At 54.4% G+C, this 17489-nt stretch carries 17 protein-coding genes; 15 read left to right on the top strand and 2 right to left on the bottom strand.

From position 1 onward, the window contains the following. Positions 1-41: 41 nt before the first annotated feature. Entirely contained in the window at positions 42-1364 is a 1323-nt protein-coding gene (locus O3S85_RS04265; protein ID WP_269538065.1) for a hypothetical protein, read from the bottom strand. Positions 1365-1433: 69 nt separating this feature from the next. After that, positions 1434-1715, bottom strand: a complete 282-nt coding sequence (locus tag O3S85_RS04270; RefSeq protein ID WP_269538067.1) for a hypothetical protein — start codon at positions 1713-1715, stop codon at positions 1434-1436. Positions 1716-1770: 55 nt separating this feature from the next. On the opposite strand from O3S85_RS04270, the gene O3S85_RS04275 reads away from it, so the two are divergent. The 15 genes from O3S85_RS04275 to O3S85_RS04340 all read left to right on the top strand — a co-directional run bounded on the left by O3S85_RS04275 (position 1771) and on the right by O3S85_RS04340 (position 17488). Further along, positions 1771-2685: a helix-turn-helix transcriptional regulator gene (locus tag O3S85_RS04275; RefSeq protein ID WP_269538068.1), complete on the top strand. Its 915-nt coding sequence runs from the start codon at positions 1771-1773 to the stop codon at positions 2683-2685. Between the two features lie 225 nt (positions 2686-2910). After that, positions 2911-3180 (top strand): GIY-YIG nuclease family protein, encoded by a 270-nt coding sequence (locus O3S85_RS21255; protein ID WP_425499844.1) that lies wholly within the window; start codon positions 2911-2913, stop codon positions 3178-3180. Positions 3181-3433: 253 nt separating this feature from the next. Then, a complete protein-coding gene (gene nuoB / locus O3S85_RS04280) occupies positions 3434-3991 on the top strand; it encodes an NADH-quinone oxidoreductase subunit NuoB (protein WP_269538069.1) in 558 nt (185 codons plus the stop codon). Positions 3992-4022: 31 nt separating this feature from the next. Next, positions 4023-4643, top strand: coding sequence for an NADH-quinone oxidoreductase subunit C (locus tag O3S85_RS04285; protein WP_269538070.1), 621 nt, complete (start codon positions 4023-4025; stop codon positions 4641-4643). Between the two features lies 1 nt (position 4644). Next, a complete protein-coding gene (gene nuoD / locus O3S85_RS04290) occupies positions 4645-5886 on the top strand; it encodes an NADH dehydrogenase (quinone) subunit D (RefSeq protein ID WP_269538071.1) in 1242 nt (413 codons plus the stop codon). 99 nt (positions 5887-5985) lie between these two features. Next, positions 5986-6522 carry an NADH-quinone oxidoreductase subunit NuoE family protein gene (locus O3S85_RS04295; protein WP_269538072.1) on the top strand — a complete coding sequence of 179 codons (537 nt, stop codon included), beginning with the start codon at positions 5986-5988 and terminating at the stop codon, positions 6520-6522. A 48-nt stretch (positions 6523-6570) separates the two neighbouring features. Continuing rightward, on the top strand, positions 6571-7929 hold the full coding sequence (gene nuoF / locus O3S85_RS04300; protein WP_269538074.1) for an NADH-quinone oxidoreductase subunit NuoF: 1359 nt from the start codon (positions 6571-6573) through the stop codon (positions 7927-7929). 7 nt (positions 7930-7936) lie between these two features. Further along, positions 7937-9646: an NADH-quinone oxidoreductase subunit G gene (locus O3S85_RS04305; protein ID WP_269538075.1), complete on the top strand. Its 1710-nt coding sequence runs from the start codon at positions 7937-7939 to the stop codon at positions 9644-9646. A 3-nt stretch (positions 9647-9649) separates the two neighbouring features. After that, positions 9650-10813 carry a complex I subunit 1/NuoH family protein gene (locus O3S85_RS04310; protein WP_269538077.1) on the top strand — a complete coding sequence of 388 codons (1164 nt, stop codon included), beginning with the start codon at positions 9650-9652 and terminating at the stop codon, positions 10811-10813. 13 nt (positions 10814-10826) lie between these two features. Further along, positions 10827-11375 carry a NuoI/complex I 23 kDa subunit family protein gene (locus O3S85_RS04315; RefSeq protein ID WP_269538078.1) on the top strand — a complete coding sequence of 183 codons (549 nt, stop codon included), beginning with the start codon at positions 10827-10829 and terminating at the stop codon, positions 11373-11375. Between the two features lie 60 nt (positions 11376-11435). Beyond that, positions 11436-12011, top strand: a complete 576-nt coding sequence (locus O3S85_RS04320; protein WP_269538079.1) for an NADH-quinone oxidoreductase subunit J family protein — start codon at positions 11436-11438, stop codon at positions 12009-12011. Next, positions 12008-12313: an NADH-quinone oxidoreductase subunit NuoK gene (gene nuoK / locus O3S85_RS04325; protein ID WP_269538080.1), complete on the top strand. Its 306-nt coding sequence runs from the start codon at positions 12008-12010 to the stop codon at positions 12311-12313. Before O3S85_RS04320 ends, nuoK begins: the two co-directional genes overlap by 4 nt. Before the next feature lie 16 nt (positions 12314-12329). Continuing rightward, complete coding sequence (nuoL, locus tag O3S85_RS04330; protein WP_269538082.1) at positions 12330-14330, top strand: NADH-quinone oxidoreductase subunit L; 2001 nt, start codon at positions 12330-12332, stop codon at positions 14328-14330. A gap of 3 nt (positions 14331-14333) precedes the next feature. After that, on the top strand, positions 14334-15968 hold the full coding sequence (locus tag O3S85_RS04335) for a complex I subunit 4 family protein (RefSeq protein ID WP_269538084.1): 1635 nt from the start codon (positions 14334-14336) through the stop codon (positions 15966-15968). Next, the gene (locus O3S85_RS04340; protein WP_269538085.1) at positions 15965-17488 is read left to right on the top strand and encodes an NADH-quinone oxidoreductase subunit N; all 1524 of its coding nucleotides are present in this window, start codon (positions 15965-15967) and stop codon (positions 17486-17488) included. Before O3S85_RS04335 ends, O3S85_RS04340 begins: the two co-directional genes overlap by 4 nt. Position 17489: the final 1 nt, after the last annotated feature.

Below are 17489 nucleotides of genomic sequence, written 5' to 3' on the forward strand. Positions count from 1 at the left end.
GTTCAATGGTTTTTTGTTTTGTTCATGCTGAATTGTTTCTATTATGCGCCCTGATTATCCTGCGCTAGTTCTGGGTCTATTTCTAAGATATATTTATAGACGTTAAGTCGAATTTCCGGATATTCCTCAAGGATTTCCCAAAGGCCTTCCAGCGAGTAATCGGGCTCGCGCTCAAAATTCCTGATTATCGCATTCTTTGTTCTATTGGCGCATTTACTCTCCAAATTAACCGAATCTGAATCATCAACTTTACTATCGATTACTCGCGATTTAATGCGCTTATAAGTTTCCTCGGTAATTGCAGCTCCATCGCCAATTTCAAGGGTCGCTTTGCGATGGATTTCCAGTATCTCATCAGGCTCAAGGCCTTCAATCGGACGTACCGCTGAATGCGATTCTGGTGGTGTCTCGCCATTGGCAGTCAAAAAAATAACAATGCAACCGTAATTGACCCAATAGCGGACACTGGCATATCCCCCCTTAAAACCTGGAAAGCGCGTTAAGACTGGAACAACATCTTTGATCTTGCTATATCCGCGAGCGAGGAACAGTTCTGCTGCAAATAGTCCTTTTTTGATCTCGCTAAAGTCAATGATGTCTGGATTCCGCAGTATTTCTTCGAGATTATCCTGATCGACCACGTGCCCATTGGTCATTAGGGCCTGCCAAGTGGATGACTCATGCTTTGGGTTGAGAGGCAGAGATTTTACTGGTTTATTAGCAGCTGGCTCATTTTCCTTTAAACCCTCGTCAACGTGCTTAGCTATTCTGGATTTTATGCTTTGGGATTTGTGACTCTTAGCCTTCACAATCGGCGATTTTCGTGGGAGCGGGTCGACTTCTATGATTTGCGTTAAATCACCATCAAACGGATGAGAAAGTACGATGCGGAATACTTTGATTTTAGTTAAATCAAGATCCCGGTGAACTGAAATGCGGGGTGTGCCATCGGTTCTGAGGACCCCCGGGGAGATGCCGGTGGCTATTATTTCTTGCACTGGAATAGCACAGGGTAAATCGGCCACTAGGCCGACAGTCGTAACTTTCGCTGTACGAAGCACTCCGATACGGCTGAGATCGAGTTCGAGACGGTGTCGATTGATTCTTCTAGATGTCGGTTTGTCACCCAAGATGCCTTTTCGCATATCACGGATCATTTTGGAAAGATCGCTCTGATCGATACAATAGATCTCGCTCATCTGCTTTTCCGAAGCCAAAATCGGTTGTTCGACTGAATAGAAATCTAGGCTTTGTATCGGCAAAAACTTGACCAACTCTTCTACCGTATAGGTTTTGTCGCCATCGAATTTGATTCTGTACGCTGCGCGGACCTGTGCTCGTCTCTCCTTTTCTTCTTTTGTCATTTTGAGTAGTCGGCTATGGGTTTGATGTTTAACGATTCGTTAAATTTTTCCCTAGAGTTGATTCATCGTTTACTTGGTAAAGTTCGATTCCAGATCCTCGATCAATTGTGCTGCTAGGAAGTAATAGCACTGCCGACGTTTACCATTCGGAACGGCATAAGCTCTAAGGTGGCCATCTTTGACCCATTTTAGTACCAGAGCTGGTTTTCGTTGAAAAAATCTCTCGGCGGCAACCTCAAGGGGAATGATTGGTGGTAGAGTGCGGTCATCAGCCAACAACGCTGTCAGCTCCTTCATGTAGACCATGATCTCATCGATTTTCTCCTCTAAATGTCCGCTACTTTCATCCATTGGGGTGAATATTTATTTGGTTAATATGAAAACGTCAAGAATCTAATTCGCCTTTGTGAAATTTTCATCTGGACAATTTCATGGTCGGGCCATGCAATCTTCGGCTCGAATGAAAAAAATAGTTAACATTCTGGAAATGAGCCCTGAAAAATTGGCGCCGCGAGTAAAGCAAGCCCGTGAACAACTAGGGTTATCGACGGCAGAACTGGCCCGCCAAGCCAATGTCGAGTTTTACAGCGTCACTAGAGTGGAAAATGAAAATGAGGACCCTGGCATTTTAACCTCACTAGCCGTTGCCGAAGCGGCAAAAATCATCAATTTTGATTCGCACGTTGTTGATCAGGACGCCACGCGCTTCGCCGAATTACTGGCCTCTGATAAGAGAGCCGCAGGGGTATTGTTTGATGAAATCACCACTAATTATCTTTCACCATCGATAGCAGGTGAGTGTCCGACAGGCATTTTTAGCCTTAATACGTCTACCAGAGCACGTGGTCGCTTTCAAATTGTCGAGACTGTGGCTCTAGAAGATCAGATCCGTAAATTCAAAGGCGATTTATTTTTAATCCTACCACGTGACCTTGGAAACATTTCGAAGAATTGCCTCAAGCTATCTAGACGAATGGGCCTAGAACAGGCAGATCAAAACCAAGACCAATTGTACTGGAACCACCTTGCCACCGGACGTGCCGTCAATGTTAGTTCACGACGTCTAGCTCATTCGGTAGAGGCGGTCACTGCGCTTTGCAAAGAATCTGGGTTTATGAGCCCTTCTTCTTACTTGGATATTGTATGGGCGGCTTTTATGAATCACTTTCATCTTGAAAGGACGCATCGTAGTGAATGCAAAAAGCATAATGTCGATGAGGTGGGTGGATTTTGGCAATTAATTTATGACTATATTCGCATGCTAAGGATGGTTCATTTGGATGATTCGCGCTCTGGCCGACCGCGGAGACAATTCACATAGCTTTCAGTCAGATTCAGAGCATTTGTAGGTTGGAAAGCGCCTATTATTGACGTAAAATCCAAATAATCAATTTCATAAACTTTTCATCAACAGGGATATACGTAAAAGTCACGGATGTTTCGAATCCCTCCCTCTCCGCCATTGCTTTGCCATCTTCACTGCGTTCCGTCGACGCGCTCCGCTTGCTCATGGCAGGCCGAGTAGATTGATTGGAGATTAGAAGGTTTGAAGCGCGTCGAATGCCCTGAGCCTGTCGAAGGGCTTTATTGGATTTATATCCTTTTGATGCGCAATGGTATGTTTTACGTCGGTCAAACGCAAAATGTTGCGAGTCGAATGCAGAGGCACTCTGATGGCACAGGTTCGAGGCAGGCGATGCAGTTGAAGGAATTCGTCTTAGTTTGCGTCGAAGGTCCAATGGAGGCAGACATCGTCACCAAGAGAGAGCGCCAGCTCAAAAAGTGGACTCGTGCTAAGAAGCTTCGCGCTGATTAGCGGCGATTTTAAAGCCCTAAAAAACCTTAGCAAGTCACATGAATCTTGAGTAGGGCGTGCTCTGTCTGAAATTTGCGATAAAACCACACCGACTTTCCGTTCAGTTGGATTCAAAAACTTTTCCCAGTCCTTGATTTCTGGCCCAATCATAGCTCTATTGTAGGCATTCGATTACGTTACACTACTTGAGAATCGGTCTCGTGGTATTTTCGTTTGCGTCCTGCCGAGAACACATCTTTAACCACCTAAGAATATGGCTACGGAGAACAATTACGCCTACAACAGCAAGATCGAGGGAGACCTCGTGGTGACGAAGCTGGACACGGCGATCAACTGGATTCGCAAGCACTCGGTTTGGCCGATGCCGATGGGGTTGGCCTGCTGCGCTATTGAGCTGATGGCCGTTGGCGCATCCCGTTTTGATATCAGCCGCTTCGGCATGGAAGTGATGCGTTTTTCCCCGCGTCAGGCTGACTGCATGATCGTCTCGGGCACCGTCACTTACAAGATGGCTGAGGTGGTCCGCCGCATTTACGACCAGATGGCCGAGCCAAAGTGGGTCGTCGCAATGGGTGCCTGCGCATCGACCGGTGGCATGTATCGCTCCTATGCTGTGTTGCAAGGGGTGGACCGTATCGTGCCAGTAGATGTTTACATCAGCGGTTGCCCGCCACGCCCTGAAGCGCTGCTCGACGGCATGATGAAAATTCAGGACAAAATTGAACGCGAACCATCAGTGAAAAATCTGATGAACCGGGACATGCACAAAGCGCCCGAAAAGAAATGCAAGCCCGCGCCGGCTCACGCTTAAGCGCTCGCGAATATAACCTGCTGACTGCGATATGGAATCTGCGTTAGTCGAAGAAATTACCAAAAAATTTGATGGGGCGACTCCCCGTGAGTCCATCGATCACCCGGCGGTAAATATCCCGGTCGACCTGCTGCTCAGCGTTGTTGAGTGGCTGCGCGACGAGAAGTCGTTCGACCTGCTCATGGACGTGACCGCGATCGATTGGTCGGAGGACGCCTCTCCGCGTTTCACCGGGATATATCACTTGGCCAGCACGACCAAACATGAATACATCCGCCTGGCTTCCAATTGCGAGGACGATGTCGAGCCCGAGCTGCCTACCTTATCCAAGCTTTTCCCGGCGGCAAACTGGCATGAGCGCGAGACCTACGACATGCTCGGCATTCGCTACAAGGGGCACCCGGATCTGCGCCGCATCCTGATGTGGGACGACTATCCTTACCATCCGCTGCGCAAGGAGTTCCCGTTGGCGGGTATCGACACGGATCTGCCCGCTGCCGACGTTGCTGAAGCGACCGGTGCTAAAGTCATTCCTGCGCCCATGATGGGCGGCCCATTCCACGCACCACAAACCGGTGCCATGTCCAAGCGCGAACCACGCGCCGCCGACCAGAGCTGGAACGAAGCGAAACCCAAGCCAAGCACCAACTAAAATGGCTAGCGAAACCGAAATTTCCTACGGCGACATCGCCGGACGTGCGGCACAGTTCGAATCCGACGACTTGCACGGCGAAGAAATGCTGCTCAACATGGGGCCGTCGCACCCGGCGACCCACGGTGTGCTCCGCCTCAAGCTCAAGCTCGATGGTGACGTCATTTCCGGCTGCGATCCGGTCATCGGCTACCTGCATCGCGGTGACGAGAAGATTGCCGAGAACATGACCTACAATCAGTTCGTGCCTTACACGGACCGGTTGGACTACCTGGCCCCGCTTGCGAACAACGTTGCCTACGCCATTGCCGTTGAGCGCCTCGCCGGCATCGAAGTCCCGGCACGTTGCCAGGCGATCCGTGTGATTTGCTGTGAGCTGGCCCGCATTTCATCTCACTTGTTGGGCCTCGGTGTTTACGGTATGGACACCGGCGCGTTGACCACGTTCATGTATACCTTCACCGAGCGCGAAAAACTTTACACGCTCTTTGAAGAACTGACCGGCGCTCGCTTCACCACCAGCTACACGCGCATTGGCGGCCTGACCCGCGATATGCCCGATGGCTGGATGGGCCGTGTGAATAATTTCTGCAATCAGTTGGTGCCGATCATCGATGAGCTCGACAAGCTGCTGACCCGCAACCGCATTTTCGTGGACCGCACGCGCGACGTCGGCACGATCACCAAAGAAGACGCGATCGCCTGGGGCCTGACCGGTGCCAACCTTCGCGCTTCCGGTGTAGAGCTCGATATCCGCAAGGCTCAGCCCTACAGTGGTTACGAAAACTACGATTTCGATGTGCCGATTGGCTCGGCTGGCGACGCCTACGACCGCTACCTGGTCCGCATGGAAGAGCTACGCGAGAGTATCCGCATCGTCCAGCAGGCGATCAGCAAAATGCCCGACGGCTTGTTCTACAACGACGAAGCCAAGAAGATTTTTGCCCCGCGCAAGGACAAGGTGCTTACGAGCATGGAAGAGTTGATCCAGAACTTCATGATCGTCACCGAAGGCCCGCAAATTCCCGCCGGTGAAGTTTATTTTGAAGCCGAAAACCCGAAAGGTGTCCTGGCGTTCTTCATTCACAGCAAGGGTGGGGGCGTGCCGTACCGCCTGAAGATTCGCGGCCCGTCCTTCTGCTCGCTGAGCATCCTGGAGCACATTTGCCCGGGCCACTACATGAGCGACGTGCCTGTCATCCTAGGCAGTCTCGACTTCGTGATGGGGGAGTGCGACCGATAAGCAAACGTTACTGACTCGATTCAAAATACTTAAATACCTGACACGGAAATATTTACTTTTGAATTTTGCCAGCTACACCCTGAACCTTGATTTTTGAGCATGGAACTTTCCGCTGAACTGACTGAAAAAATCGACAAGCTGATTCCGCGATACCCGGACAAGCGGAGCTGCACGCTGCCGCTTTGCCACCTCATCCAGGAAGAAAAGGGCTACCTGTCCAAGGAATCGGTCGAATGGATCGCCAAGCGCCTGGACCTTCAGCCGATGCAAGTCTGGGAAGTGGTCACGTTTTACCCGATGTTTCGCCGCGAGCCCATTGGCAAGGTGCACGTAAAAGTCTGCCGCACGCTTTCCTGCGCACTGCGCGGCTCTTACAAAACCTGCGAAAAGCTCGAAGAAGCCCTCGGCTGCAAACGTGGCGAAACTTCGCATGACGGAAAGTTTACCATCGAATTCGTCGAGTGCATCGCAGACTGCGGCTACGCGCCGGTGGTCCAGGTCGATGACAAGCTCTACGAAAACGTCACGCCAGACGGCGCTGCTGACCAATTGATCGAGAAAATCAAAAGCATGGCCGACGGCGAAGCTGTCGATGCCACCGCAGAAGGCGTTGCCCACCCGGCATTCAAGGGCTAACTATTACCTTCGAACTTATCCACTTTTCGAACCTCCGAACTTTACTCAATGGCCATCACTGAACGCAGAATGATTTACAAGCATGTCGACGAGGAAGGCTACTCGAACGACATCGACTGCTACATCAAAAACGGCGGCTACGAGGTGCTGAAAAAGGCCGTGCAAGCCAAGCCCGAAGACCTGCGCCAGGAAGTGCTCGACAGCGGCATCCGTGGCCGCGGTGGTGCCGGTTTCCCGACCGGCATGAAGTGGAAGTTCCTCGACTTTAAATCAGGCAAGCCGATTTACCTCGTTTGCAACGCAGACGAGTCCGAGCCTGGTACCTATAAGGACCGTCAGATCATTTACCAAGACCCGCATCAACTGGTCGAGGGTATGATGATTTCGGCCTTCGCCATTGGCGCGAAGTGCGCCTTCATTTACATTCGTGGCGAGTTCATTAACGGCGCTCGCATTCTCGAAAAGGCCATTGAAGATGCCCGGGCGAAGAATCTGCTCGGCGAAGACATTCTGGGCTCCGGCTACTCTTGCGACCTGATCGTCCACCGTGGCGGTGGTGCCTACATTTGCGGCGAAGAAACCGGCCTGATCGAATCTCTCGAAGGCAAGCGGGGCTATCCGCGCATTAAGCCGCCTTACTTCCCGGCCGCGCTGGGGCTCTACATGTGCCCGACGATTGTCAACAACGTCGAAACGCTTTGCTGGGTAAAGCATATCATCGAAATCGGCGGCAAAGAGTTTGCCAATATCGGTGTTAAGGGCGACAGCGGTACGCACATTATCGGTGTCAGCGGCCTGGTGCAAAAGCCCGGCTATTTCGAAATCGAAGCCGGTGCACATACCCTTGGCGAAGTGCTTTACGACGGCTGCGGCGGCCCATTACCCGGGCGCAAGTTCAAGGCAGTCATCCCTGGCGGCCTCTCGATGAAAATTCTGAAATGGGGCGAGCGCTGGAAGGGCAAGCACCCGAACACCGGCGAAGATTACGACTGGGGCGTGGAAGACATTCCGCTGGACTCCGTTAGTATGGGCCTGACAGGCTCGGCGCTTTCCACCGGCGGTGCGATGATCATGGATGACTCCACGGATATGTTGGAGGCCATGGCGAACATAAACGCCTTCTACGCACACGAATCCTGCGGACAATGCACGCCTTGCCGCGAAGGTTCGCTCTGGATGCACAAGCTTTCCAAGCGCATGACCGACGGCCAGGCCCGCGAAGAAGATGTGCCGCTCCTGCTCGACATTGCCGATCAAATCGCCGGTCGCACCATTTGCGCCCACGGCGAAGCGGCTGCATGGCCCGTCCAGAGCGCGGTTCCGAAGTTTAAAGACGAATATCTCGACAAGATTAAGAAACAGGCCAACGGTGAGCGTTATAACCCGGTGGGCTATCCTCTGATCTGACTTTCTCATGGCTGACAGCGAAACCAATTTGGTGACGATCAACATCGACGGCGTCGAACATAGCGTGCCAGGCGGGATGAATCTCGTCGACGCGTGTGAAAGCGTTGGCGTGGAGGTCCCACACTACTGCTACCACCCGAAGCTTTCCGTGGCAGGCAACTGCCGCATGTGCCTCGTGGAAATGGGCATGCCCATGCGCGACCGCGCGACCGGTGAGCCCGTGCTGGATGACGACGGCGTGCAAAAAATCGGCTGGATGCCGAAGCCCGCCATTGCGTGTGCATCCAAGACGATGCCCGGGCTGCACATCAAGACGAAGTCCGACCTGACCAAGGAATGCCGCGAAGGCGTCATGGAATTCCTTTTGGTCAACCACCCGCTGGATTGCCCGATTTGCGACCAGGCCGGGGAGTGTCGTTTGCAGGAGTTTGCCACCGATTACGGCCGTGGCTTTAGCCGCTTCGTCGAGGAGAAAAACGTCAAGCCGAAGCGCACGGTTCTCGGCCCACGCGTAACACTCGACGACGAGCGCTGCATCCTCTGCTCGCGCTGTGTGCGCTTCTGCGAAGAGATCGATGAAAACCCGGTTTTGGGCTTCACCGAGCGTGGCAGCTATAACACATTGACCTGCTTCCCCGGCACTCAGCTGGACAGCAATTATTCGCTCAACACGGTCGATATTTGCCCGGTTGGCGCGCTGACCAGCACGGATTTCCGCTTCAAGATGCGCGTGTGGTTCCTCAAGCCGACACCCAGCATTTGCACCGAGTCCAGCGTTGGCGTGAACACGGAAGTCTGGTCGCGCGAAGGCGTCATTTACCGCGTGACACCGCGCCGCAATGACTCCGTCAACGACACTTGGATGGCTGATACCGGCCGTGCGCTTTACCACCAAGTCGAGGCCAAAAGCCGCATGAAAAGCTTCCGCGTGGATGGCAACAAAGCCAGCCTCGGCGAGGCGATTCAGCGCGTTCGCGAGCTGATGACCGTTGGCCCGATCGCCTACGTCGGCTCCGGCCAAATGAGCGTGGAAGATCAGTGGATGCTGCGCAAGCTAGTGGAAACCGAGCCGGGTCCGATTCACTTTGTTTACCATCAAGGGGAGGGCGATGGTCGCCTGATTTCCAAGGACAAAACGCCCAACCTCCGCGGCGGATTGCTCACTGGCCTCATCAAGGACCTGCCCGATGCCCACCTGCACGCGCTGCGTGACCAGTTGGAGAAGGGCGAGATCAAGACGATCGTCGCATTTGGCGAGGATTTGGTAAAGGCTGGCATCGCGCCTGAACTGCTCAAGAAGGCCAACGTCATTTACTTCGGCGACCAACGCAACGACACCACGGATTTCGTGAAAGTGCTGCTGCCGACGTTGACCGTTTTCGAGCGCTCTGGCTCGTTTATTAACCAGCAGTTCCGCTTGCAGAAGTTTGCCCAATGCGTGCCCGGACCCGCTGGCCTGATGCCGACCACCGCACTGATCTCCCGCCTCATTGGTGAGATCAAGGGCGAGTCCAGCCTACCGCCCAGTAATCCGCAACTTTGGCGGGACATGGCAGTGGCCATTGAACAATTTGCCGGCATTGAATTTGCCAAGATACCGGCTACCGGCCTTGAACTCGACAGCTCTGCTTTCGCCCAGCTTCACTTTGTGGAAGAAAAGGGTTGGCATTATGAGCCCGTCGCCGAACCTGCTGGGGCTGAAAGCTCGCACCACTAAGCCATGACTGACTCACTTGTATTGGACATCGTTCTCAAGGTCGTCTTCGCCCTGATCTTCGTCGTGGTGATCATGACGCTGGCGGCGTATTCGGTGCTCGCAGAGCGCAAGGTCGCTTCGTGGATTCAAGGGCGTGTTGGGCCGAATCGCACTGCCTTGCCTGGCCTGTCTGCGATCCCGGTCATCGGTCCACATCTCGTTAAAATGGGCATGTGGCAGCCGCTGGCTGACGGCGTGAAGTTCCTCTTTAAGGAAGACCCGATTCCGGGCCATGTAAACAAGCTTTACTACGTGCTCGCGCCCTGTATCGCGCTGGTGCCTGCATTGACCACGATGGTCGTGCTGCCAGTCGGCCAGTATCTGGACGGCGACATCGTAAAGCCCATCGTGCTGGCCAATGTCGATATCGGCATCCTGTTCATCTTGGCGTTCAGCTCACTCGGTGTTTACGGCATCGTGATTGGTGGCTGGGCAGCGAACTCCAAGTATCCGTATTTCGGCGGCATCCGCTCTTCGGCGCAGATGATTTCCTACGAGCTCGCCATGGGCATGAGCATCCTGCCCGTTTTCATCTGGGCCAATGGTCCGGGCGCTGGCATCGGTGGCTTGTCGTTGTTCAATGTCGTGGAGTCGCAACAAGCGATGTGGCTTGGTGTTTGGATGCCGATTCCGGCCTTCATTTTTCTCACTTCACTCTACGCGGAAACGAACCGTTTGCCGTTCGACATGCCGGAGAGTGAAACCGAGCTCGTGGGCGGTTTCCACACGGAGTACGGCTCATTTAAGTTCGGCCTGTTCTTCGTGGGCGAATACGCGCACATGGTCATCGGCTCGGCGGTCTTCACGATCCTGTTCCTCGGCGGCTGGAACTTCCTCCCGACCTTCGGTGTACTGCCGGACTGGGTTGCCGATCCATGGTCACTCATGCCAAACTGGCTGGGCTCGACGCTGAGTGTAATCTACTTCATCGGCAAGACGCTGTTCTTCGTCTTCCTGTTCATGTGGGTCCGCTGGACGCTTCCGCGCTTCCGCTACGACCAGGTCATGACCCTCGGTTGGAAATACCTCGTGCCCGGCGCGCTGATCTGCGTGGTGGCCTACGCCATCATCATTGGCCTGTGGGATATCGCGTTCACCATCGAAGAAACCCCGGCAATCGTCGAATAAACAAGGAATTACCATGGCTGTAAAAGTTGTCGATCGATCACCGCTGAATTTCTGGGAAAAGACCTACATGCCGCAGGTTTTAGGCGGCTTGAAGATTACTCTGGATAATATGCTGCGCCCCAAAGTGACGCTGCAGTATCCTGAGGAGCGTCCCACGATTCCCGATAATTACCGTGGCGTGCCCACGCTCGTGCGCGACCCCAATGGCCGCGAAAAGTGCGTTTCCTGCCAACTCTGCGAGTTTGTTTGCCCGCCCAAGGCCATCCGGATCACCCCGGGTGAGATTGAAGACGGCGACGAACACGAACACGTGGAGAAGCGCCCCAAGGATTTTGAAATCAACATGCTGCGCTGCATCTACTGCGGCATGTGCCAGGAAGTCTGCCCGGAAGAGGCGATTTTCCTGCAAGACACCTACTCGGTTTCCGGCTACTCCCGCGAGGAGCTGGTTTACCACAAGGCCAAGCTGTATGAGCTTGGTGGCACGCTGCCTGACCAACACTACAAGTGGGACAGGAAAAAAGATGCGGAAGAAAAAGCCGCGGCTGGGGGGCACCACTAGAAAAGCGCTATTTTCGCTTTTCATGACTTGGCGCTTCAACTTAGCTTCACCTTCTTGCAAATGGCTGACTTTTTATTCTACCTGTTTTCCGCGCTCACGGTGCTGTCCGCATTGCTGGTCACCGTAAGCCGCAACGCCGTCAATGGCGCGATGTTCATGATCATGAGCTTCGTCGGTATGGCTGCGCTGTTTCTGCTGCTGGAGGCCTACTTCCTGGCGGCGCTGCAGATCCTGGTCTATGCGGGCGCAGTGATGGTGCTCTTCCTGTTCATCATCATGCTGCTCGATGCAGACAAAGGGCGCTCCGTGCGCCCGGACCGCCTGACGACGTTTGCCGCTGGTATTGGCGCGCTGTTGCTCGTTCTGGGCTTGGCTTACATCACTTTCGGCGAGAGTGCTTCTCCGTCCACGCCGCTGCCCGAAATCACGGAAATGCCGCAAAATGCATCCGCTGACGACATCCCGTTCACCACGGCGTCGCGCTCATTCGGCTACGGCCTTTTTACGAAATACATGCTGCCATTCCAGGTGACCGGCTTCTTGCTGCTGATCGCCATGGTTGGCGTGATTGTCCTGAGTAAAAAGATCGATGCTTCCGGTGAGGAGTCAACCAAACCGAGGATCGCCAAGTCATGACCATTTCGCTCAACGCTTTCCTGTTCGTTTCCGGCCTGCTGTTTGCCATCGGGTTCTTTGGTGTGCTGTTTCGCCGGAATACACTGGTCATCTACATGTGCCTGGAGTTGATGCTCAACGCGGTCAACTTGGCACTGGTCGCATTTTCGCGTTACCACAATTCGATGGACGGAAACTTGTTCGTTTTCTTCATCATTGCGGTGGCCGCGGCCGAGGTGGCCGTTGGCCTGGCGATCATTGTCGCACTTTACCGTAAACGCCAGACTGTCATGGTCGAAGAACTCGCCGAGCTGAGGAACTGACTGAATTACGCTGCAAATGGATACGCTCGCACTATTTAATGTTTTGATGTTTATCCCGCTGATCTCGGCGGGGCTCATCGCGCTGTTCCTTCGTCGTGGCGGATATGTGGCAGCCGCGGTCTCCGTGCTATCCGCACTGGGCATTGCCGTGGTGTCGTTTATCATCCTCTTTGGCTGGGATGGCCAGGATCTTGGTGGCCCGGAATACAGCTATACCTGGCTGAAATTCGGTAGCTACCAAATCGACCTTGGCTACTACTTCACCCACGAAAGCGCGACCATGCTCGCGGTGGTCGGCTTTATTGGTTTTTTCATCCACGTCTTCAGCGTGGGTTACATGGATGACGATAAAAACAAGGGCCGCTTCTTCGGAGGCCTGTCGATCTTCATGTTCTCGATGCTCGGTATCGTGCTTTCGAGTAACCTGTTCATGATCTTCATCTTCTGGGAGTTGGTCGGCTTCAGCTCATACATGCTGATCGCCCACTACTGGGACAAAGATTTTGCCGCTGCTGCCTCGAAGAAAGCATTCATCGTCAACCGCATTGGTGACTTCGGATTCCTCGTCGGTATCGCCTGGGCTTACCATTATTTCGGCACGGCGGATTTCCAAGAGATCAATGCACTCATCGCCAGCGGCGAGAAGCATGCGGTGACGGGCATTGGCCTGTTGCTCATGTGCGGCTTCCTCGGTAAGAGTGCGCAATTCCCGCTGCAAGTCTGGCTCACCGACGCGATGGCGGGCCCGACTCCGGTCTCTGCGCTCATTCACGCGGCGACGATGGTCGCGGCCGGTGTTTACTTCATGGTTCGCATCTTCTTCTTGCTCACTCCGGAAGTGCTGGAAGTGGTCATGTGGATCTGCGCCGCCATGTCGATGCTCGCTGGTTTCTGGGCACTGGGTCAGCGCGACATTAAGAAGTCGCTGGCTTATTCGACGCTTTCACACTTGGGCTACATGGGCACCGCACTGGGCCTTGGTTTCCCCGGCCTCGCCATCATGCACATGGCGATGCATGCCTGCTTTAAAGCCACACTTTTCCTTTGCTCCGGTTCGGTCATCCACGCCTGCCACCACGAGCAGGACATGTTCAAGATGGGGGGCCTCTGGAAGAAAATGAAGATCACGGGCACGGCATTCCTGATTGCCGCACTGTCGATTTCCGCCGTTCCGTTCTTTGCCGGTTATTATTCGAAGGACACCATTATCAACGCCGCTTACGGGCTTGGTGCCGAGACCGGCCACACCACTTATTACTGGGTTTATGGCCTAACACTGGTCGCCGCACTGACGACCGCGCTCTACATGGGCCGCATGTTCTTTGTCGTCTTCCTCGGCAAGCCGAACAGTGAGAAGGCCGAACACGCGCACGAATCCAGCCTGTGGATGACGGTTCCGCTGATCGTGCTCGGTATTTTCCTGTCGCTGGGAGCCGGTTGGTTTGCCAGCAAGTCAGAGTTTCTAAATTTCACTTGGGCAGGCGGTGAAATGACGTCCATGCTGCCGACGGACACCACTACCTTCATGATGGAAGGCTACGGTACCCAAGCTGCGGCTGAAGACCACGGACACCCGCCGCATCACGGTTACGGTGGCGGTTGGGAAGCTGCCCACCACGCGATCGAAGCAACCGGTAAGGTGACCATGCTGGAAGGCATTACGCTCGCCGCGATGCTGCTCGGATTCGTATTTACTTTCTTCTTCTACGGTCGTGGACCCAAGGAGGACAAACTGCAGGTCAAGGCTCCGGCGCTCTACGGCGCATTGGAGAAGCACGGCTGGTTTGATGACATCTACGACTGGTATGTCGCCGAGGTGCAGGAGCGTTTTGCCAACATTTTGGCCGCCCTGGACAACTGGCTCATTTCCGGATTCCTCGTCCGCGGGACTGCAGGCGTTGCCGGCCTGTTTGGCATGGTGTCCCGTTCCCTTCACGTAGGCAACATTCACGGTTACGTTTACTGGTTTCTGGCCGGCGTACTTTTCTTCGGCGCATTCGCCCTCGGACTGCTGTAAGTCATGTTTACCGATTTTAATTTGCTGCTTCTTTCGATCTTCATCCCGCTGTCTGCGGCGGTGGTGCTTTTCTTTGGAAAGGCGCTGGGCATTGCCGGCGTCCGGTTAATATCCGCCATCGGCTTCATGTTGCCGGCGGTTATTTCCGTGTATCTCTGGATTAAGTTCGATTCACAAACGGAGCTTCTTAATGGCTTTGCCTATGTTGGCGGGTGCGATCTCGGCCTACGCGATAGTGTGGGCATCACGCTGCTCCTCGGTTTGAACGGCATTTCGATGCCACTGTATCTGCTTGCGGGTATCGTGGGCCTCGCGGCTGGCATTCATGCGATGTATTCGCAGGCCGAACGCCTTAATCTCTACATGGGGCTACTCCTAGTGATGCAGGCCGGTCTGATGGGCGTCTTTTGCTCGATCGACATTTTCTTCTTCTATTTCTTCCACGAACTCGCGCTGATCCCGACGTTTATCATGATCGGCATCTGGGGCGGGGAAGGGCGCCGCGCCGCCGCGATGGAAATGACCATTTACCTGACCCTTGGTGCAATGCTTTCGCTCCTGGGCCTGATCTACCTATATGGTCAAACCGGCTGGGATCCGGCCACCGGCTTTAGTCTGATCGGCCTCAAGGAATACCTGACCGCCAACGGCGTCGCCAAGGTGGCGCAAAGCAATATCTTCGCATTGCTGCTCTTCGGCTTTGGTATTCTGGTGTCGCTCTTTCCGTTCCACTCCTGGGCACCCCGCGGTTACGCCAACGCGCCAACCGCCAACGCCATGCTTCATGCCGGCGTGCTGAAGAAATTCGGTCTCTATGGCTTGGTGCAGATTGCCGCGCCGTTGGTTCCGTTTGGCGCATTGGCCTGGAATGACTGGTTGGTCTGGCTCGCACTAGGCAACATCCTGGTCATCGGCTTCGTCACCATCGCCCAGCGCGACCTGAAGCTGATGATTGGTTACAGCTCAGTGATGCACATGGGCTACATTTTCCTCGGCATCGCGACGATGTCCGTTGTGGGCATTGGCGGCGCAGTCATGCTGATGTTCGCGCACGGGGTATCCGTCGCGCTGATGTTTGTGCTGGCGACTGCCGTTTACAACCGCACTGGCACTTATGACATGAAGGCGATTGGCGGGCTCGGGCCGAAAGCGCCGGTATTGGCCGCTTTCTTTGTTGCCGCGAGCATGGCCTCGATCGGCCTGCCTGGTTTCGCCAACTTCTGGGGCGAATTTACGATCTTCATCGCACTGTGGGAAAACCATGCTTGGGCCGTCGCGCCTGCGGTGTTGGGTGTGGTGATTTCCGCCATCTACGGCCTCCGCGCCGCCGCGAACATTTTCTTCGGCCCGCACACCAAGGAATTCAGCACTGCGCTCGGTGAACGCGAAATCGGCGACATTACGCCGGCTGAACGCGCGCCTGCCACCATCCTGTTGGTAACGCTGGCCTTCATCGGTCTGTGGCCGATGGGCATCTCGCAATCCATCGAGCGGGCAGTGGAGGCCGAACCCGTTTACGTGCACATGCCCAAGGAATTGAAGAAGGCTAATTTGAATAAGGCAGAATTGGAATCAGACTCCACTGATGGCGTTAAGCTCGCCGAGGCTCAGCCACAGGAAGGAGGGCAATCGCTATGAATTATAACGGTTTCCAGGAACTAGCATCCACCAACCAATGGGGTGCCATTTGGCCGGAACTGGTCATGGCGGGCATCGCGCTTGCCGTGCTCTGCCTCGACTTGTTTTTGCCATCCACACGTAAGCGTATTATTGCGACTTTCGCCATTGCTGCGCAATTCGGTTTGCTCGGATTCATGGTGATCGGCTGCGGATGTGGTGACGCGGTTTCCAGCGGTCCGCTTTTCGGTGGAATGATCGAAGCGGGGCCTTATTTGCCCTACATGCGGGCGTTCTTCGTGCTGAGCTCCGCGCTGGTGTGCTACCTTGGCGTTGCATATTTATCGAAGCAAAACCTGCCGCGCTCAGAGTTTTTCCTGATCACGATTCTGGTCAGTGCATCAATGATGCTGCTGGTGCAATCGAGCAATTTTGTGATGCTCTTTGTGGCGCTGGAAACGGTGACCATCGGCTTCTATATATTGGTGGCGTATTGCCGCTACAGTGCGTTCTCGCTGGAGGCTGGCCTGAAATACCTCATCCTGGGCGCGCTTAGCTCGGCGATCCTGCTTTTTGGTATCGTGCTGCTCTACGGCGCGGCCAGCAATCCGGCCCTCGAAGCAACCAGCAAGGATGCTATGAACTTTGGCGAGTTGGCCAAGTTCATTGCCGCCAATCCGCACGAACCGCTCGTAATGATCGGCACCGTGCTCGTTCTTTGCGGCATTTGCTTTAAGATTGGCGCGGTTCCATTTCAGATCTGGGTGCCAGATGTTTATCAAGGTGCACCTACTCCGGTTACTGCGTTCCTGGCGGTATCCTCCAAGGCAGCCGGTTTCTTTGTGCTGATGAATCTGATCACCGGTCCGTTTGCCGCGCTTAAAGACCTGACCCAGCCGCTACTGTCGGCCATTGCGATCATCACCATTCTCTTCGGCAACCTGACCGCCATTGGGCAAAACAACGTGAAGCGCGTGATTGGCCTGTCTGGCATTGCGCACGCGGGTTATCTGCTGATCGCGATTGTGGCTCTGGCCAGCTTGGGTGATGGCGCAGCATTAGCCCCGTGGGCGATTATTTTCTACCTGTTTTCCTACCTGTTTGCTTCGTTTGCGATCTTTGGCGTCATGGTGCACTTGGCTGGACCTGCCGACGAGTCGCAGGAGCTGGTGCATTACCAGAAGCTGGCTGAGCGTCAGCCATTCCTGGCCGGTGTGCTGGCGATTGGTCTGGGCTCACTGGCAGGGATTCCGCCCTTGGCTGGCTTTATCGGAAAGCTGCTCATCTTCATCGCAGCCTTCCAAGCCGGTCTCTATACCTTGCTCGGTGCGGCGATTATCGGGGTCGTGATCTCGATTTATTACTACTTCGGCTGGATGCGCGTGGCATTCTTTGTTAAGTCGCCCTTGCCCGGTGATGAAGCCAAGCAAGCTTACCCGATGCCCGGCGCGGTTAGCGTCATGCACAAGGTGATGCTGAGTCTGCTTGTCATCGTTACGGTGATCCTCGGCCTGTTCCAGCGCGGTCTGATTGGAGGCTAGC

Source organism: Cerasicoccus sp. TK19100 (assembly GCF_027257155.1).
In the GTDB taxonomy this organism is placed as follows: domain Bacteria; phylum Verrucomicrobiota; class Verrucomicrobiia; order Opitutales; family Cerasicoccaceae; genus Cerasicoccus; species Cerasicoccus fimbriatus.